The following is an 18,580-nucleotide window of genomic DNA, read 5'->3' on the forward strand; positions in this document are numbered from 1 at the left end:
AGAAATGAAACTGGCAATGATACTTGATAGAAGAAGATGTTATGCGTGCCACGGCTGTGCAGTTGCGTGCAAAGTTGCCAATGCTACTCCTCCGGGTACATTTTGGACAAAGACCATAACAGAGGAAAAGGGCAAATTTCCCAAAGCTCATATGGAATACACGCCGCTTATATGCAACCACTGCGACAAGGCTCCTTGTGTGGAAGTATGCCCCACAGGAGCATCCAAAAAAATGGAAGACGGTACAGTGCAGATCACAACGTCGGAATGCGTGGGCTGTCAGCTCTGCATGGAAGCATGTCCTTACGGCGCACGTTATTTCAACGAAAAAGACTCACCTACTTACTGGGCAGAAACAGGTAAACAGGACATTTTTGAACAGTCGCGCTATAAACAGCATCCTGCTGGAACTGTTGATAAATGCACCTTCTGCGCACCCAGAAGGGAAAAAGGTCTGCCGCCTGCGTGCGTTCAGACTTGTGCCGGAGTAGCAAGAATCTTCGGAGACCTTGACGACCCAGACAGTGAAATCTCGAAGATATTTAAGCAGTATAAACCAAAACCTCTTTACCCTGAAAAAGGAACATCACCGAGAGTATTTTACATAGAGTAAACACTTCTAATGACCTTCCGTGCTTCTCTTCCTCCGCCGGAAGGTCATTTTCTAAGGAGGTCTGTTATGGACAAAGCCACAACCGAAATATTTGAAAACGCCGCCAACGATGCAGAGATTTTTTCACTGCTCGCCACCTTTTATAATTATAATCCTGAGCGGAAAATTATAGAAGGAGCAAGCAATCTTAATTATGAAGAAATTTCTGATGAAGATGTAAGACTGGCAGTAGCAAAAATAAGAAACTACGCCTTATCAGGCTTTCCTCACAGCAGCGAGGAAAAACTTCTGAACCTCAAAAGGGACTGGACAAAGCTCTTCAGAGCAGTTTCGCCTGACTACGGACCAAAAGCACCTTATGAAGAGGTTTACCTTGCGGTGAAAAACTCCGGACTTATAAAAGAACTTGCGGCACTTTATCTTGATGCAGACTACACAAGATACGCCGAACTGAATAACCGTCACGACTATATAGGCATTCAGCTTGATTTTGTAGCTTTCCTCTCTTTCCAGCGGGCAAATGCACTGAAAGAAAACAATCTCAAAAACTACAATAAGCTTACAGATCTGTCTCATGATTTCACAGTAAATCATATAGCCTCGTGGTTTCCCAAGTTCTGTAACGAGGCCTTTAAACACGTCCGTACAGATTTTTACAGGGGTGTGCTTGGTCTGACCTACCTTGCACTCTTTGACAGCAGTAAACTACCCTCTTCATATTACGAAACAGGGGCATAAGAGCATACTAAATTTTTTATTACAGGAGATAGAAATGAGACTTAAAGCTCTGATAAGTTTATCAGTTATGATATGTGCGTCTGCAACGGCATTTGCTGCTGAAAATATAAAAGATATGTTTGCTGACGGCTCACTCAGGGGAGAAGTCAGAATCCTCAGCTTCGAGAGAGATTTTGACAAAAACACACCCGACAGAAAAGATACTGCAGCCGGCGGACTTCTTTACTACCACACAGCACCTTTTAAAGGAATATCTTTCGGCGCGGCTTTTGCAACTGTAAACGGTGTTTTTAATGATGACAAAGATGCAGTGTACAGCATTCTCGCCAGAGATGAAGAAGGTAATCATAGAAATGTTACTCGCCTTCAGGAGTATTTCATTCAGGGAGAATGGATTGACACGGTTATCAAATACGGTGCGCAGGAAGTAAGAACTCCTATGCTTGAAACTCATGATCTGCGTATGTTGCCGAGAACATATAAAGGGCTTTCAATCGTTAATAATTCTTTTGAAAATCTTACTTTGTCCGCTTATTACCTCACAGATGCAATGGGATGGACTGATGAAGAATTCATTTCACTTTCCAAGTCTGTTGCTGATGAACCCGGTGGTGCGGCGGCAATATCAGAAGACAGCCACATGTCCATCTTCGGCGTATCGTACAATATCCCCACCGAGATAGTGAAAGCCAATGTTCAGGGCTGGTTCTACACCATGGAGAACGTTTACAGAGAGACCTTCTTCAAGGCTTCTTTAAGCAAAAAGCTTGGTCAAACAAATGTTTACTTCAATCCCTCATATTTCTCTCAGAAATCTCAGGGCGATGAACTCAACGGTGAGGCAGATACAGACCAGTACGGCTTCAATACAGGCGTGATGTTCAAAGGCTTTAATGTGACGGGCTTCTACGGCAAAACAGGTGACGACGGTCTCGTTCTTCCGTGGGGCGATGAGAAGGTTGTAATCCAGCAGGTGCTCGCAGCAGGCAGAGCAGAAGAGGAGGTTTATGCGGCACGAGTGGCTTACGATTTCTCCCAAATCGGTCTGAAGGGTCTGAGCGCTTATATTTTCCATGCCGAGTATGATGTTCCTGAATCAACAGGCAAAGACCAGTCCGAAACGGATTACAGTGTTCAGTACGCTTTTTCCGGAACTCTGGACGGGCTGAGTCTAAGGGCGAGATACGCTGACATAGATGTTAAAGATGGCGGCGAAGGCTATAACGACATCCGCTTCTACGCCGTATACAAATTTGCCCTCGGCAAAAAGGAAAAATAAGCACACGCTTACATCTGAAAGCGGGCAGAGATGCCCGCTCTTTTCTTCCGTACAAGTGCTCTGCGCTGTCTCTCAGGAAGCGGTGCTCCCTGAGCCGTCGGGAATGCCGGAATCAACGTTTCTGGAGCCTGCTGTATATTGTTGTCCTTGAAATACCCAGAAGCTTAGCCGCCTGCCGTATATTTCCGGTCTGCTCAATGGCATGAATGATCATCTCGTTTTTTACGTCCTTAACTACCTCCGACATGGAGCTGCCTGTGCTGCTGCTGTTTTCCAGTATATCTTTCGGCAGATTCTCGGGGCGGATTATCTTATCCGCTTTTGCAACAGTTACGGCATATATCATAGCATTCTCCAACTGCCTCACATTGCCCGGCCAGTGGAAGCTTGTGAGAATTTTCTCAGTTTCCTTGGAGATCGTATAGTGGGGAATATCAAAGCGTTCACATGTGGTTTTAACAAAATGATCCGCGAGAAGCAGTATGTCTATCCCTCTTTTCCGCAGAGGGGGAAGCTCAATATTAACTACCGCAAGCCTGAAATAAAGATCCTGCCTGAGTTCCATGCTGGTCACGCCGCCGCACAAAGGTTTATTTGTGGCGGAAATAATTCTGAAATCCACCGGAATGCTTTTGCATCCTCCGACCCTTGTGACCCTTTTTTCCTCAAGAACCCGCAAAAGAACAGGCTGGAGCTCTATGGGCATATCACCTATTTCATCTAAGAATAATGTTCCGCCGTTTGCCATCTCTATTTTGCCCTTTTTACCCGATCGGCTGGCGCCGGTAAACGCGCCGCTTTCATATCCGAAAAGTTCGCTTTCTATCAGGGAGTGCGGTATGGACGCACAGTTTATTGCTACAAAGGGTCCTGAGGGGTTGTAGTTATTGTGAATTGCCTGAGCAAAAACTTCTTTTCCGGTTCCGCTTTCTCCTAAGAGAAGAACATTAACAGGCTTTTCGGACACGAGCTCAACGGTATCTTTCAAATCCTCCATCACGGGGCTTTGCGCTATGATGCTGTTAAAGGTAAAGAATATTTTTCTGTCGGCAATCTGTTTGTGGGAATCGGTGTTGACAGTGAAACGCAGTATAGCGCCTTCCGCGTGCTTCAGACTGTCGCCGTGAAAAGGTTTTATATCCGCAGCAAGCTTTATTTTCGGATCACACTTAACCTGAAGGTCTTTATTATAAAGCGGGCGTCCTGTCTCCAGAGAATGTTTTATCGCAGTGCTGTCTTCAAAAAGGGAGCAGATGTTGATTTTAGTGCTGCCTTTATCCAGCTTCAGAAGTTTTATTGCTTTATTATTTATGTTTATTATGTAGCCTGCTTCATCAATTGAAATATACCCGTACTCTGAATTTTCAAATGTTGCCTGCAAAGTCGAGTCCATTATTTTCAGTCTTTTGTTTCTTCTGAATACCCTGAACTGGCTGGAAATTGCCGATGCAACCGCTGTAGCCCAGCCTAAAGCATGCTCCAGAAGCCGTGAGGTGTCGGCTTTAAGCTGAACAAGGTTTATTGTTCCCTGAATATCGCCGTATTCGTTGTATATAGGAGCTGCGCAGCTCATATGATCCCTGAATACTTTTTTGTAATTTGCAGTGCCGATTATCTGAACAGGTCTCTGATACTTTCTTGCGAGCACATGGGCAGTGCAGCCCACCGTCTCCTCATTCCATACCGCACCGGGGCAAAGATTAAGCTTATCCCAGTACGAAAGCTTTTCTCCGTTATGAGGAATTACGAGGAACACGCCATTTTCATCACAAACGCTCATTGTGAATTCAGTATGTTCAAGAATGCACTGAAACTCTTCCACAAAAGGCAAAACGAGATCAATAAGGATTTGCTTTTTTGCGAACAGAATATCCAGTTGTTCTGTCGTCAGAACTGGCACCTGAATGGATTCTGTATCCCAACAGACACCGTTTTCTCTTGAACTTTTCCATGTGGACAATATTTCATCGGGTATGTTTCTGGCAAAGTCAACAAGTATATCCTCTTCAATAAATACCTGTTTTGCTTCCTCAACTTTTCTCCAGAAATCCAAATCAAAACTTGTAAAACAAATGGGTGTCTTGTGTACGGTCCTTTTATGACTGTGCATATATTATTAATTTACCCTATAAGAAAATTAATTCAAGAAGAACAGATAACCGTTTTTCCGCACTAAAATCAAAACAATGTCCACCTCACTGGACATGTCCAGCTACTAGACACTTCTTATCAGTCCAATATCCTGTAAACTACTTATGAATATTATTATATGCTTCTGGCACCCTATTTGCGTCAATAGACGGCAGCATGATAAAAATTTTAAAAAAATATGTATGGAAGGTGTTTCATGAAGTCTGCCCACGCTCTGGAAGCTCAGTTATCGAAAACAGAAATAATTATCGAAAGAATCCGGCTTGAGCATGCCTACGGAAGAATCCTATGCGGGCTTCTTAAGTTTGCTGAAACCGAACGCACCTTTAACGAACTTATTCAGTATATAAATACCGCTGCGGAAAATACCTATCTCCTTCAACCCCCATCAGTAATTATTTCATGGCTGATCAGCACGGAAGCCATCCGCGCAGAAAACAGCAGTACTGAAAACGAGCGCTGGCGTACATCGGCAGAAGGATGCGCAGCGCTGGAAGCACTCGGATACACACAGAATGCCGGCATAATTTCAAATGAACCTGAATTCAAGGAAATTTATATAAAAATTCTTCGGTTTTGTTTCACCCCCAGAACAAGGGACGAGATCGAGGATATGTTGGAAACACCGCTCAGAGACTGTTCTGTTCAGCCCGGTTACTTTATCAGTAACTTGGAGGAGACCGGCAGTCTTGAGTGGAGAGGAAAATGGACAACTGCTGAAAATGTGAAGAATAATCCTGAGCTTTCAGATTATTAACCGCTTTGGCTTTGTTGTACTTTTATTAATTCTATTAAGGAGTAATACGTATGAAGCTGCTTAATGTCAGTAGACGAGACTTCATCAAGGCAACTATTGTTGCAGGAACCGCAGTATCCGTCAGTTCGATTACAAACACAGGTTTTGTTACATCAGCTGCCCACGCTGCGGAGGATTCGGGAACAAAGATTATCAGAACAAACTGCCGTAACTGCACCGCTGACTGCGGTGTTCTTGCCCACGTTAAAGACGGAAGAGTAATCAAGCTTGAGGGAGACCCCGAATTTGAAAGAAGCGCAGGGGCACTTTGCCCTAAAGCTCTTGCGGGTATTCAGGCTCTTTACAATCCTAACCGCCTTAAATACCCGATGGAGAGGGTCGGAGCCAGAGGCGAAAACAAATGGAGACGCGTATCATGGGAAGAGGCTATTGATAAAATAGCGCGCAAGCTTATGGAAATACGCGCAAAATACGGTGCTGAATCCGTATTCGCGTCAACTGGCGGCGGCGGAAACCCCAACTTTTTCACCACGTGCAGGGTCTGCAACGTTTTCGGAACCCCGAACTGGTTTGAACCCGGAGCCGCTCAGTGTTATATGCCCAGAACGCTCATATACGGGCTTGTTTACGGCGGCGGCTTCTCTGGAGGCAATACCAGTTACGGCGATAACAATAACGTTGAAACTTTCTTTTACGAAGAAGGCAAAACCAAATGTGTCGTCCTGTGGGCGGCAGCTCCGTCATTCAGCGGACCCTCACAGGCGGGGCGCATCCTCACCGAACTGAGAGTCAGAGGCGTAAAAACAGTTGTCGTAGACCCCCGTTTTACGTCCGATGCTTCTAAAGCCGATGTATGGCTTCCGCTGAGACCCGGAACAGACGTTGCTCTTTCTCTTTCATGGATAAGATATATTCTTGCAAACAATCTTTATGACAAAGAATTTGTCATGAAATGGACTAACCTGCCATATCTTGTCGATACTAAAACAAAGATGTTTCTGAAAGAAAGTGATGTGAAAAAGAATGGCAGGAAGGATGTTTACGTAGTCTGGGACAAAAAGTCCAACTCCGCGAAAGCAATTGAATATCCTTGGGACGATAAACTTTCTCCGGCTCTTGAGGGAGCATACAAAGTCAATAATGCGGAATGCAAAACCGGATTCCAATTATTGAAAGAAAGAGCTGAACCGTGGACTCTGGAAAAAGCTGCGGAAACCTGTTGGCTGAGAAAGCAGGATATTGAAAAAGCAATCAATATTTACGCAAAAAACACTCCGGGCGTTCTGGGTCATGGTGTGGCAACCGATCAGTTCCCCAACTCAACTCAGGCTGCGCACGGAACGGCTATTCTCAACATGCTCCTCGGTAATGTGGAAAAACCGGGCGCAGGTCTTCAGCGGTTTGATGATAAAGGAGTAGCGGGAGACGGCGGCTTTAAAGTCAAAACATCTCCGTTGGTCGGATTTCTGCCGGAAAAACAGCTCAGGAAGCGTCTGGGCGGAATGGAATACAAAGGCATGCTGCATTGGTGGATTGCCAAGCCCACCAGTATTCTGGACGCCATGGAAACCGGCAAGCCGTACAAGCTTAAAGCATGGCTTGAGCGTTCGGGGAATAAACTGGGGACAGTGGCAAACTCGGGAAGATGGGTTAAAGCACTTCATAATCTGGACATGATTGTTCATGCTTACATGTATCCGACATCATTTTCCGCGTATGCTGACTACCTTATTCCGCTCAATGAGTGGCTGGAAACCGACTTCATAGTTGACTCATTCAACAGGATGTACGCTCGCAGAGCCGTTACGCATCTGTTTGAGACAGCAAACGAAATGTGGTACTACGCCAGACTCATCAAACGAATGGGCGAACTTGGTCACGAAAACTGCAAAAGAGCCTTTGATCCCAAAGAAACCGCTCCTGAAATTCCTTTCCAAGATACATGGGAAAAACAGCTTGATGCTTGGTGCAAAGCCGGTTTCAACATGACATGGAAAGAGTATACTCAAAAAGTGCCTTTCGAGTTTGCCCCCATGAATGAATGGAGGAAACATTATGTTTATTTACAGAAAGATCCTGTCACAGGAAAGCCTGCGGGCTTTAACACGCCTTCCAAAAAAGCAGAGCTGTATCTTGAGAGCCTCATAACGCTTGGCAGAACCGGTCAGCCTTTTTCTCCCTATGCTCTTCCTCCCGCTTCGCATGACTATGATCCGCTTCCTTTTTATATGGAGCCGTCTGAAAATCCGAAAAGCGCAATGGCAAAAGACTTTCCTCTCGTTATGACAAACGGAAGGCTCCCCTACTGGCATCACCTTACCCTTCGCAATATTCCGTATCTCAGAGAGATCCAGCCTGTAGCTGAAATATGGGTTAACCCTGATGACGCGGTTAAATACGGCGTAAAACAGTCGGACTGGGTATGGGTGGAATCGCTGAGAGGTAAAATCAACGCAAAAGCTCTCCTGACAGAAGGCATACCTAAGGGAGTTGTCTACATGGAGCGTTTCTGGAACCCCGAAACCCTGGGGACTAAAACAAACGGTTTCAGAGAGATGAATGTAAACATACTCAGCAAGGAGACTGAGCCCTTCAATGAGGTTGTGGGTACATATACGCTCAGAGGCTATCAGGTAAAAATTTACAAGGCTGACGGTGCCCCGAAGGGCGTTTGGACAAAAGCTAAAGAGTTTGAGCCTTGGATGCCGAAAGCATCTGAACCTACAAAGATAGTGGAGCTTTAAGATGAAGAAGAAAACCTTGGTAATAGATCTTGACCGCTGCATGGGCTGCTATTCATGTGAGATCTCATGCAAAAACGAAAACCTCATTGATCTCGGTGTTTACTACAACAAAGTGCAGACGATGGGACCCTCCGGCAAGTTTCCCGATCTGGAAATGTATTATCTGCCGACAGTCTGTCAGTCGTGCAAAAACGCTCCATGTGTTGAAGTGTGCCCTACGGGAGCATCTCACATCAATGATGACGGCGTAATCCTTGTGGATAAAGCAAAATGTATCGGCTGTCTCGCCTGCATGTCTGCATGCCCGTACGGCGCGCGTTCGTTTAATATCTCAACCGGAGTCGTGGAGAAATGCACACTATGCGATCACCTTAAAGCTCCTGACAAGCCAGCCTGTGTGAAAGCGTGCTGCGCCAGAGCACGTTTTGTCGGAGATATTGAAGACCCTGAGAGTGATGTATCAAAAGCAATCAAGGCAGCCGGACCGGAAAATGTTCATAGCCTGCCGGATTCGGGCAACGCGCCGACTGTGAGATACATTCTGCACAACAAGACAGCCAAATGGATTAACAAGCCGGAATGGAAATTTTTCCCTGATGCCGACTGAATTTAAAAACTGTAAGGACAGCCCTGAGGGGCTGTCCGCCGCTATATGAGCAACGGAGCCGGAAATGAGCAACACAGCAGAATATACGGATATTTCAATCAACAGAAGCAATATGTTCAGCTTTTTGGCACGGCTTTACAAGGTTGAAGCTGATGAAAGCCTGATAAAAAGCATAATAGAACTTCCCGAGATGGAGGAAGGGACTGCTGAATTTATTGAAGGAATAAAAGCAATGAAAAGCTGCCTGACAGGAAGCCGCACTGACATTGTAACAGAGCTTGCAGTGGATTATGCGTGCGTTTTTCTGGGTGCCGGAAAAGCGGAAACCGAGCTTAGTGCCTATCCTTATCAGTCGGTCTATACCAGTCCGAAAAAATTACTGATGCAGGATGCCAGAGATAAGGTTCTTGCTGTTTACCGTAAGTTCGGATTGGACAGGTCGGAAAGATATAACGAACCGGAGGATCATATTTTCTTTGAACTTGAGTTTATGAGTGAGCTTTGCAAAAGGCTTTACGAAAGCGAGATCAAAAAAGAGCACGCAGAATCCTTATCACTGCTTAAGGCTCAGAAAGCATTTATTACAGAGCATCTGTTAAAATGGGTTCCGGCTTTTTGCAGAGACGTGGAAAAAATAGCCGCAACCGGTTTTTACAAAGGAGCTGCAAAAGTTACATCTGCGTATCTTCATATGGATCTGGCTGTCACGGAAGAACTTATATCTGACTGCACAGCGGGCAGGTAGTGTCATGCTGACAAAATGGAATATGACATTCTTCCTTTTTTTCGGACTGATCGGCGCGGCGCTGCTGCTGGGAAATGCCTTAAGATCATTACAGTCCGAAAAGCTGAACCGTATCTTTGTCTTTGCTGCCGCAGTCGCCTCAGTCATTTGCCTTACAGTGCTGGCTCTTACGATAAGCAGCCCGCTGAAGCTGCTGAATATTCTGGGGCATCCCTCTTCCGGACTCAGCAGCGCGGTAATAACCGATATTCTGCTTATCCCTGCGGCTTTTGTACTTCTGAGGAAAACAGAAAAAGGAAAAACGGCGGAAATCCTTATCGCCGCTGTTTCTGTGGTGTGTATTTACTGTTTTTCCCGGGTTTACATGGTTGTAACCCGTCCGGCTCTTAACAGTGTTACGGTTTTTGCGATGCTTTTTCTCCAGTGTCTGCTTGCGGCACTATTTTTTTCGGAACAGTACAAAAGAGAGAAGCTGTTCAGAACAATATATCTTGCCGCAATATCCGCATACGGAGTCGTGTCCGCTGTTTTCCTGTTTCGCATAGGCTTTCTCGCCGTGCCTGACAGGGTGCTCCAGCTTCAAAGACTTTTTCAGGGAGATCTTGCTTTTCTTTTCTGGTTCACGGCAGCAGCAACATTTTTTGTGCCGGCGGGATTTATTTTATTCTCAGGCTTTCTGCGAACAGACTACAAGCGGTTTGTAATTATAAGCTGCTTAACGGGTCTCTTCGCGCTGAGCATGCTCATCAACCAGATGCCTGTGGTTTCCAGAGGCGTTGACGGAAGATTCTTCTATTAGAAAAAGGTTTGCTGATGAAATTTTCAAGAAGGGGCTTTGTGAGCTTGCTCATTATAGCGCTCATGTCCGTAAAGAAAACATTTGCCGGCGAAGCGGGAGGGGTTCTTCTCCGACCTCCCGGCGCCGTAGCGGAGGATGAGTTTCTCGCAAGGTGCAACAGGTGCCAGAAGTGTGTTCAGGTTTGTCCCACAAGGGTGATTCTGCCGGCGTCTATCAAGTACGGGATTGTGAAGATGAACACTCCTTATGTTTCTTTTAAGAGATCCTACTGCAACTCCTGTCTCAAATGTTCCGAAGAATGTCCCACAGGAGCGCTCAGACCTGTCACGAAGGAAACGCTTAATATAGGCTTGGCGGTCATTGTGGAAAAAGACTGCGTGGCGTGGGATTTTACCGGATGCACTGTGTGTGTTGATAAATGCCCCCTCAAGGCAATTGAGCTGGACGGAAGCAAAAGACCGGTAGTGATAGGGGATAAATGCAACGGATGCGGTATATGCGAAGTTGCCTGTCCGGCTCCCTCCCTACGTTCCCACATAAGGGGCAAGGGAATAATAGTCAGAAACAGAGCTGAGGAAAAGATTTCAGGAGGCTCTGTTGAGTAAGATCAGACTTTCAGAAATAAGAAAATATGTTCTGTACGGCGGAACTGCGTTGATACTGACCGGAACCGCAGTGTCTTACGGCGTAGGAACCTATTGTTCCGTGTGTCCCGTGGGTTTTCTGCAAATAACAGCAGCGTCCGGAACGGTACCGGTCAAAATGATTCCCGCAGTTTTTATCGGTGTATTTGCTGTATACCTGCTGGGGCGTTTCTTCTGTTCATGGCTCTGTACTACAACGCTGTTGCGCACGGTCTCCGGTACAGAAAACAAATGCCGCAAATGCGGAACAGCGGAATCCGGATATAAAGGACTGATGCCGTATTTTGTTCTGGCTGCGGCGCTTATTTTCTCATTTATATTAGGGTTTCCCGTTTTCTGCCTCGTGTGTCCGGTTGGTCTGTTTTTCGGAGTTGTATATGCGTTTTTCAGGCTGTTTGTGGTTATGGAACCGAGCTGGAATCTTATTATCTTTCCGGCGATCATTTTTTCAGAAATTTTCATTCTCAAGAAATGGTGTTACTTCATATGCCCTATCTCCGCAATGTTTACGCTTATCTCCAAAATTCCCGGTATCAAGTTCAGACCAAAAGTTAATCAGGATACTTGTCAGCTCTCGGAAGGAATCCCATGCAGCATATGCAGGGGAGTATGCCCCGAAGGGGAGGAAGTATTAACTGATGAAAAAGAGATGACAGAACACTGTACAAACTGCATGGCTTGTAAAGACGCATGCCCCACTGATTCGATTGTACCCGGAATTTATATTTCCGGACCAATGAGAAAAAGTGTCAAAAAGTAGCTGAAAGCAGCTTGAGGCATAGAGCCTCAAAATAAATAAGAGGAGTTTTTATTATGAAAAAGCAATTGGACTTCAAAGGTCTGTCCGTCTGTCAGTTCGTCATTGTTATGATGTTCATGTTCTGCCTGACCGGTGCCGCGGTCGCGCAGGATTATCCCTTGGGCTCTGAAGGGCTCAAAGCGGCGACTCTGCCCGGTCCGGGATTTTACTATGTAATGTATAACCAGTATTACACCGCAGATGACTTGAAGGATGCCGACGGAGACAATATAGACAACGGCTTTAAAGCCAGAATATTCGGCATGGCACATCGTTTTGTGTTTGTTACAAATAAAAAGATTTTAGGCGCAGATTACGGAATGAACCTGATCGTGCCTACAGTCAATCTCAATGTTGAGATAAGTGATTTCGGTGTTGATGAATCTGAGACAGGTGTGGGTGACATTACAATTGAGCCTTTTGTGCTTGCATGGCACAAACCCAGATACGACGCTCTGTTGGCGGCGGCTGTCTATCTGCCCACGGGTGATTATGATGAAAAAAGAGGAGCGAACATAGGCAGCGACCATTACACGTTTCAGGTTTCAGGCGGCTACACTCTCTACCTTGACTCCGAAAGGCTCTGGCATCTTGGATTTATATCCAGATATGAAAAACATCTGGAAAACAGAGCGACAGATGTCACCTTCGGAGACGATATTGACATTGACTACGGATTCGGCAGACAGATCGGTCTGTGGGATTTAGGCATTTCCGGATATGCGCACTGGCAGATTACGGAAGATAAAGGAAATGACAAAACGACAGAAGAGAAAGACCGTGTATTTGCGCTGGGACCTGAAGTTCAGTACACTATTCCTGCGGTAAAAGGGCAGGTTGTGCTGAAGTATTATAAAGAATTCGGAGCGCGCGATACCAAAGAGGGTGATGCCTTCTGGCTTAAACTAATTAAAGCATTCTAGATTCCTCCTGCGTGCTGTTAAAGATTGCTGAGAGAGCGCCGCTCTCTCAGCTTTTTTCAAATAACTGGTTCATATACGGATGCTTTTATCTTTCAAAAAAAACTTCGCTCATTTGCTTTATGTCACGAAAAAGAGGGTTGCCGAAGAGCCGTCTATATTCTCTCCTGAAATGTGACGGACTTGCGTAGCCGAGCACGACACGGTTTGCACCCAGAGCGGGTGTTAGGTAAATCCATCCACCTCGATTAGGTGAAAAAGCCTATAACATCACGGGAATCCTGCCGATTGAAACCGCAACCCGCCGACTGTAGTATAAAATCTAATTTATTTATAGCCGGTGTAAACGATGCAGAAAAAAATTCAGAGAAACAATTTTATTCTTCTTTTTACGATAAATTTCCTGATAACGTTCTGCTTTGCGGTGAACGACTCCTTTTTTCCGATTTTTTATAAGCCGCTCAGTTCTAACGCTTTAATATTCGGGCTGGCATTCACGCTTTATTCCGTCTCTAAAATTCTTCTCAGCCCCGCAGTCGGGAAGCTGCTCGACAAATACAGGGCGGATTATGTGCTGCTGCTCTCCCTGTTCATTTACACGGCGGTATCCTGTCTCCTATGCTTCGTACACAATCCGGCGGCAATACTTGTAATAAGGATAATGCAGGGAACAGCCTGCGCTATGTTCCGTCCTGTTATTTATTATCTTCTCAATATAGGTCTTGACGGCAAAAGAGGCAGGGTTATGGGAATGTTTGACCTGTCCTTTTATTCAGCACTGGCAATAGCCCCCATTACCGGAGGCTTTCTGCTCAGCAGCTTTGATTTTGTGAGTATTTTTCTGCTTATGATTTTCTGCTGCTCTGCCTCCGTCATATTATTCGTGTGTTTCTTCAATATTGCCAGTCTGGTATCCGGTAAAAATGGCGGGTGTACGGATCCGAATCTATCCATGGGACTATCTGTTTATTTAGTAATGTTTTATATTTTTTGCAGAGGATGGGGTATATCAACAGTAGCTGTTTTCCTTCCGCTGATTCTTAACAGAGCAGACATAAGCCCCGCAAAAACAGGGATAGTTCTGAGTGCGGCAACGGCTTCGACCGCATTGCTGCTTCCCTTTACAGGCAGACTTGCGGATTTGTTCCATAAGAGAAGTCTCATAGTGGTAGGCGGTGCCGCAGTATCTCTCTTGATTCCTGCCTTCAATGCTGTTTCCGACTACTCCCATTTTCTTTTGCTTGCGGTTTTCAGCGGAATATTCAGCGCAATTTCTCAGCCGGCATCATCAGCTCTGGTAATAGAACAGGTTCCGAAGAGTCAATTAGGATATGCTATGGGAAAGTTCAATGTCTCTCTGGCAATGGGCTTCAGCTGTGCTCCCTTATTCGGGCAGATGGTCAGTCCGTCGGGGGATCCGGCTGCTGCACTGATGATGTCAGCGGCACTCGGCGTGCTTTCCGCTCTGTTCGTTCTCTTATACCCCATCAAAACCGAAAAAAAAGTATTGAGCTTTGAATAACGGATTAATATGAAGTGATTTTTTTTAAAACTTCTCCGAAAACCCTGAGCTGTCTGAAAAAGTTTTGAATTAAGCAGCAGTTTCAATGATAAAGGAATTAGTCCTATTCAAGCATAGGGATTTTCCTGAGCCCGATTTCTGTTTTTCCTGATTTCATATTTTTTTAAGACTATTATATTCAGTAAGACTCAAACTTTTTTTTTATTTAAGAGGCAGTATGAATACTGAAACTGTGAACAATATTTCAAATTTAAAGACAGAGAATGAATCTTTGCGCAGAGAACTTGCGGTATTGAAAAGGAGATACGAGGATTTGGAAAACAGGGAGCTTGAAACGTCTCTCTTGCTGGAAGAATTGCCTTTGGGCGAGATAGTTCTGGATAAAGACGCAAAGTTCATTGCCTATAATACAAAATTTGCAAATCTTCTGGGGTATTCTAAAGAAGAATTGATAGGTAAAGATTTCAGTGTTGTCCTTGCGGAAGGACTGGAGCAGCATGCAAAAACTTTTCCTGTGTTTAGAAATGTCGGTGTGGATATAAATCTTACGTGGAAAATGAGAAAAAAAGACGGTGATGTGGTTACGACTGTTCTCTACGCCAAGGCGAAGTTTGCTAAGAGCGGTAATTTTGTTTATGGCAGAGGCTACATTGTAGATATTTCAGATAAAGTTGCGCTTATTGAAGCTCTCCGGAAATCGGAAAGAGAAAAAACGCTGATACTTGAATCCATGTCCGAATGTGTTGCCTACTATGGAAAAGACATGCGGGTTATATGGGCAAACAACAATGCTGCGTCTATTCTTCAGAGAACCATTCCCGATATACTCGGTAAAACATGTAAGGACTTCTGCAATAAAGATAGAGATTACTGCCGCTTTTGCCCTGTGACGCTTTCCCTCACAAATCTTACTCCGCAGAGTGATGAAATCAATATAGATGAAAACGCCCAGATAACTATGGCAGTCCACCCTGTGATCAATGACAAAGGGGAATTTGACGGCATGGTGCAGATGGTAACGGACATAACTGAAAGGAAGATGTTGGAAAAGCGGCTTTCAGACGCATCAAACTTTGAACGCAGGAAAGTAGGACAGGATATACATGACGGGCTCAGCCAGACTATGACCGGTATCGTCTTTATGGCTTCCGCACTTCAGGCTGAACTTGAGTCAAGAAAAAGCACTTTGGCAAAAGATGCCGAAGACATTGTATTCTATACAAAAAACGCACTCAGCACTTTGAGAGGTCTTATACAGGGTCTCTGTCCGGTCGGCATAGATCCGCAAGGGCTTATCAGCGCTTTGCGCAATCTCACTGAAAATATCGAATCAGTATACAGGATTAAATGCAGGTTTATCTGTGATGATTCAATCATTGTATCTAATTATGACGTGGCTAATCATATATATCTTATTGCTCAGGAATCAGCATGCAACGCTGCCAAGCACAGTCAATGTTCCAAGCTGACAATTACTTTTAAAAGAATCAGAACAAATATAAAACTTTCCATAGAAGATAACGGAATCGGTATAGAGGGTGATCTCCGCAAGTGTAAGGGCATGGGAATCAGAATAATCAAGAACAGAGCTATGGCAATAAAGGGTTTGTTTTCTCTGAAAACCAGCCCTGCGTTTGGGACAAAGGTATCGGTAGTTTTACCGGAGAATAATCTGAATAATACTGCGGAGAGAAATAATGAAGGATAGCTACAAAGTATTTATAGTCGATGACCACGCAGTGGTAAGAGAGGGGCTCAGCAGGCTCATTGAGCAGGAGAATGACCTCACTGTCTGCGGCAATTCCGAGGATGGCTACGGCTTAATGAAAGCTATGGAAACATGCAGACCTGATGTGATTGTGGTTGATCTTTCCCTCGAAAAATCAAGCGGACTTGATGTGGTTAAAAACGTTAAAAGTTTTTATCCTGATACTAATATAATTGTTCTTTCCATGCACGATGAGCAGATTTTTGCAGAAAGATCAATGAGGGCAGGTGCGTCAGGCTATATTATGAAATGTGAAAAGCCGAAGGAACTGATAAATGCGATAAGAAAGGTTGCTAAAGGCAAGCTGTATATCAGCGATAAAATGACAACACTTCTTCTCCATAAAGCAATAAACCTCAAGGAAAATGACAACAGGGATCTGATAGAAACTCTGTCAGACAGAGAGTTTCAGGTTTTTCAGCTTATCGGAAAAGGAGTATGCACAAAAGAAATAGCAGAAATGCTCAATCTCAGTTCCAAAACAATTGACTCGTTCAGAGAAAAGATTAAACACAAAATGAACTTCAGTAATTCATCCGAATTGGTTCAATTCGCAATCAAATGGGTAAATCTTAATAATATCTCCTGATTCCTATATAGGATAATTGCCTTATCCCTCATAAGAACTTTCTTGAGGGATAAGGACAGAACCGTATCTGCGGTACGGGAAATTTGACTCTAATTACGGTAGTGCTCCCGATTGTTATATATTTGCTTCAACTTTAATTTAGCTTAGGAGTTTTTGATTGCTCCGAAAGCAAATTATAAGGAGGACCAGATGTTCAGTCGGTTTCAGAAGATTTATTTCTTAATTTTATGTTTTGCGGCAGTTCTTTTTACCTTGCCGTCATATGCTAAAGACAGAGTATATGAAACAGATGTTGTGGTAGTCGGTGTCGGAGGTGCCGGTGTTTCCGCTGCTGTTTCCGCAGCCGAATCAGGAGCAAGAGTCATAGCCATTGAGAAGCAGGAAATCCCCGGCGGGAGTTCAAATTTTGCGGAAGGGCTGTTCGCAGTGGATACAGATCAGCAGCGGCAGGAGTTTATTGATCTTACCGCTGAGGAAGCTTACAGGGTTTCCATGGAGTTTAATCAGTCCTACAGGGTGAATCCCGCTCTTGTGAGAATGTATCTCAAGGAATCCACACGGACGATCAAATGGCTTGAAAAACAAGGTGTCAAATTTAAAGTTTTCAGAATGTCTGCTGAGGAGCCAAAAGTATGGCATCTGGTTGAAGACTACGGTAATGCCCACCACGGAGCGGCGCTGATCGCCAGAATGGTTGAGAGGGCTAATGAACTCGGAGTAAAAATAATGTACAGCACTCCGGGGAAAAAACTTATATACAAAGACGGCGTTGTTAAAGGGGTTGAAGCGGAAGACTCCAGAGGCAACAGAGTTATTATCAATGCAAAGGCTGTTATTCTCGCCACTGGAGGTTTCCCTGACAGCAAAGAGAAGATCGCGGCATGGACTCCCTTCGACCCTTCTAAAGTTGAGGCTTTTGTAAATTTGAATAAAACCGGAGACGGCATAGACATGGCAACTCAAGCCGGTGCGGATACTGTCGGCTTCGGACTGATGCTGCACCCTGCGATCAAAGATAAAGGCATCCCCCTTATCGGAAATCTCGTGGGAATGAGCTGGGAGCCTAACCTATGGGTAAATAAGTACGGCGACAGGTTTATTGATGAAACCATAGTACATAATTTCGCTCTTGCAGGAAATGCAATCGAGGCACAGAGAGACAGCTTTGTCTGGTCAGTCTTTGATGAAAATACAATTAAGTATGTCGAGCAGGAAGGTTCACGTACAGGTGTCGGCGTTCTTGTACCTGTTATGACCAAAATGCTCAATCTGAGAAAAGAAATTAAAGCCGCAGTTGATGCAGGCAGTGAAAAAGTTGTAACTGCTAAAACACTTGATGAACTTGCTGCAAAAATGAAGGTTGACCCCGCGAGATTTAAAGCGTCTGTTGCAAAGTTCAACATGATCAAAGAGAAAAATCTTGATCCTGATTTTACGAGAAACCCCGCAACTGTAATCCCTGTCAGTTCCTCTGATTATTATGCAATTAAGGTTCAGCCGTATTTCTTTGTAACTCTCGGCGGTGCCCGTGTAACTCCTGCATTGGAAGTTACTGATGCTCAGGATAAAGTTATTAAGGGTCTGTATGCGGCTGGATGCGACGCAGGCGGTCAGTACGGCAGAACATATACTCTTTGGGCTTCGGGTTCCGCATATTCTTTCGCTGCGACTTCAGGAAGAATATCCGGTGTCAAAGCTGCCGAATATATAAAATCTGTCAAATAATATTTAATGTTCCGGCATACCGGGAGCAGGTTCCGGTATGCCCTCGCTGAAATATTCCAACATTCTTTGCGTTTCATTTTTGTGCACAGGCGGTATCTCTCATCGTTCAGATCATAGCAACTGATTTGTGCGGGTTCAGAGAGATGCAGCCTCCGCTTATGGTTATTATATCACCGGTTT

16 protein-coding genes are annotated in these 18,580 nt (G+C 44.7%); 15 read left to right on the forward strand and 1 reads right to left on the reverse strand.

Features of this window, described 5'->3' with window-relative positions; genetic code table 11:
* Positions 1-4: 4 nt before the first annotated feature.
* The 3 genes from EP073_RS04345 (at position 5) to EP073_RS04355 (ending at position 2,630) form a co-directional block, all read left to right on the forward strand.
* Positions 5-613 carry a 4Fe-4S dicluster domain-containing protein gene (locus tag EP073_RS04345; protein WP_128465952.1) on the forward strand — a complete coding sequence of 203 codons (609 nt, stop codon included), beginning with the start codon at positions 5-7 and terminating at the stop codon, positions 611-613.
* A gap of 66 nt (positions 614-679) precedes the next feature.
* Complete coding sequence (locus EP073_RS04350; protein WP_164885268.1) at positions 680-1,351, forward strand: TorD/DmsD family molecular chaperone; 672 nt, start codon at positions 680-682, stop codon at positions 1,349-1,351.
* A 34-nt stretch (positions 1,352-1,385) separates the two neighbouring features.
* Positions 1,386-2,630 (forward strand): OprD family outer membrane porin, encoded by a 1,245-nt coding sequence (locus EP073_RS04355; protein WP_128465954.1) that lies wholly within the window; start codon positions 1,386-1,388, stop codon positions 2,628-2,630.
* A gap of 112 nt (positions 2,631-2,742) precedes the next feature.
* Here EP073_RS04355 and EP073_RS04360 read toward each other — a convergent pair whose 3' ends face one another.
* Positions 2,743-4,683 (reverse strand): sigma-54 interaction domain-containing protein, encoded by a 1,941-nt coding sequence (locus EP073_RS04360; protein ID WP_164885269.1) that lies wholly within the window; start codon positions 4,681-4,683, stop codon positions 2,743-2,745.
* A 294-nt stretch (positions 4,684-4,977) separates the two neighbouring features.
* Here EP073_RS04360 and EP073_RS04365 point away from each other — a divergent pair, with 294 nt between their 5' ends.
* The 12 genes from EP073_RS04365 (at position 4,978) to EP073_RS04420 (ending at position 18,400) form a co-directional block, all read left to right on the forward strand.
* Complete coding sequence (locus tag EP073_RS04365; RefSeq protein ID WP_128465955.1) at positions 4,978-5,538, forward strand: hypothetical protein; 561 nt, start codon at positions 4,978-4,980, stop codon at positions 5,536-5,538.
* 50 nt (positions 5,539-5,588) lie between these two features.
* Positions 5,589-8,282, forward strand: coding sequence for a molybdopterin-containing oxidoreductase family protein (locus EP073_RS04370; RefSeq protein WP_128465956.1), 2,694 nt, complete (start codon positions 5,589-5,591; stop codon positions 8,280-8,282).
* A gap of 1 nt (position 8,283) precedes the next feature.
* On the forward strand, positions 8,284-8,889 hold the full coding sequence (locus tag EP073_RS04375) for a 4Fe-4S dicluster domain-containing protein (RefSeq protein ID WP_128465957.1): 606 nt from the start codon (positions 8,284-8,286) through the stop codon (positions 8,887-8,889).
* A 64-nt stretch (positions 8,890-8,953) separates the two neighbouring features.
* Positions 8,954-9,634: a TorD/DmsD family molecular chaperone gene (locus EP073_RS04380; protein ID WP_128465958.1), complete on the forward strand. Its 681-nt coding sequence runs from the start codon at positions 8,954-8,956 to the stop codon at positions 9,632-9,634.
* 4 nt (positions 9,635-9,638) lie between these two features.
* Positions 9,639-10,433 carry a hypothetical protein gene (locus EP073_RS04385; protein WP_128465959.1) on the forward strand — a complete coding sequence of 265 codons (795 nt, stop codon included), beginning with the start codon at positions 9,639-9,641 and terminating at the stop codon, positions 10,431-10,433.
* Between the two features lie 38 nt (positions 10,434-10,471).
* On the forward strand, positions 10,472-11,038 hold the full coding sequence (locus EP073_RS04390) for a 4Fe-4S dicluster domain-containing protein (protein WP_164885270.1): 567 nt from the start codon (positions 10,472-10,474) through the stop codon (positions 11,036-11,038).
* Complete coding sequence (locus tag EP073_RS04395) at positions 11,031-11,837, forward strand: 4Fe-4S binding protein (RefSeq protein WP_128465961.1); 807 nt, start codon at positions 11,031-11,033, stop codon at positions 11,835-11,837. Before EP073_RS04390 ends, EP073_RS04395 begins: the two co-directional genes overlap by 8 nt.
* Before the next feature lie 53 nt (positions 11,838-11,890).
* Complete coding sequence (locus EP073_RS04400) at positions 11,891-12,799, forward strand: SphA family protein (RefSeq protein WP_128465962.1); 909 nt, start codon at positions 11,891-11,893, stop codon at positions 12,797-12,799.
* A gap of 346 nt (positions 12,800-13,145) precedes the next feature.
* On the forward strand, positions 13,146-14,318 hold the full coding sequence (locus EP073_RS04405; protein ID WP_128465963.1) for an MFS transporter: 1,173 nt from the start codon (positions 13,146-13,148) through the stop codon (positions 14,316-14,318).
* A gap of 217 nt (positions 14,319-14,535) precedes the next feature.
* Positions 14,536-16,026: a PAS domain-containing sensor histidine kinase gene (locus EP073_RS04410; protein WP_128465964.1), complete on the forward strand. Its 1,491-nt coding sequence runs from the start codon at positions 14,536-14,538 to the stop codon at positions 16,024-16,026.
* Positions 16,016-16,675 (forward strand): response regulator, encoded by a 660-nt coding sequence (locus tag EP073_RS04415; protein ID WP_128465965.1) that lies wholly within the window; start codon positions 16,016-16,018, stop codon positions 16,673-16,675. The genes EP073_RS04410 and EP073_RS04415 overlap by 11 nt, the downstream gene beginning before the upstream one ends.
* Before the next feature lie 189 nt (positions 16,676-16,864).
* A complete protein-coding gene (locus EP073_RS04420; protein WP_128465966.1) occupies positions 16,865-18,400 on the forward strand; it encodes an FAD-dependent oxidoreductase in 1,536 nt (511 codons plus the stop codon).
* The last annotated feature ends 180 nt before the right edge of the window (positions 18,401-18,580 follow it).

The sequence above is a fragment of the Geovibrio thiophilus genome (assembly GCF_004087915.1).
In the GTDB taxonomy this organism is placed as follows: Bacteria; Chrysiogenota; Deferribacteres; order Deferribacterales; family Geovibrionaceae; genus Geovibrio; species Geovibrio thiophilus.

What these genes read in the sequence shown, in the direction of transcription:
- EP073_RS04400 (WP_128465962.1), top strand. Translation starts at nt 11,891, where the DNA reads ATGAAAAAGCAATTGGACTTCAAAGGTCTGTCCGTCTGTCAGTTCGTC.
- EP073_RS04410 (WP_128465964.1), top strand. Translation starts at nt 14,536, where the DNA reads ATGAATACTGAAACTGTGAACAATATTTCAAATTTAAAGACAGAGAAT.
- EP073_RS04415 (WP_128465965.1), top strand. Translation starts at nt 16,016, where the DNA reads ATGAAGGATAGCTACAAAGTATTTATAGTCGATGACCACGCAGTGGTA.
- EP073_RS04375 (WP_128465957.1), top strand. Translation starts at nt 8,284, where the DNA reads ATGAAGAAGAAAACCTTGGTAATAGATCTTGACCGCTGCATGGGCTGC.
- EP073_RS04345 (WP_128465952.1), top strand. Translation starts at nt 5, where the DNA reads ATGAAACTGGCAATGATACTTGATAGAAGAAGATGTTATGCGTGCCAC.
- EP073_RS04385 (WP_128465959.1), top strand. Translation starts at nt 9,639, where the DNA reads ATGCTGACAAAATGGAATATGACATTCTTCCTTTTTTTCGGACTGATC.
- EP073_RS04350 (WP_164885268.1), top strand. Translation starts at nt 680, where the DNA reads ATGGACAAAGCCACAACCGAAATATTTGAAAACGCCGCCAACGATGCA.
- EP073_RS04370 (WP_128465956.1), top strand. Translation starts at nt 5,589, where the DNA reads ATGAAGCTGCTTAATGTCAGTAGACGAGACTTCATCAAGGCAACTATT.
- EP073_RS04365 (WP_128465955.1), top strand. Translation starts at nt 4,978, where the DNA reads ATGAAGTCTGCCCACGCTCTGGAAGCTCAGTTATCGAAAACAGAAATA.
- EP073_RS04405 (WP_128465963.1), top strand. Translation starts at nt 13,146, where the DNA reads ATGCAGAAAAAAATTCAGAGAAACAATTTTATTCTTCTTTTTACGATA.
- EP073_RS04380 (WP_128465958.1), top strand. Translation starts at nt 8,954, where the DNA reads ATGAGCAACACAGCAGAATATACGGATATTTCAATCAACAGAAGCAAT.
- EP073_RS04420 (WP_128465966.1), top strand. Translation starts at nt 16,865, where the DNA reads ATGTTCAGTCGGTTTCAGAAGATTTATTTCTTAATTTTATGTTTTGCG.
- EP073_RS04355 (WP_128465954.1), top strand. Translation starts at nt 1,386, where the DNA reads ATGAGACTTAAAGCTCTGATAAGTTTATCAGTTATGATATGTGCGTCT.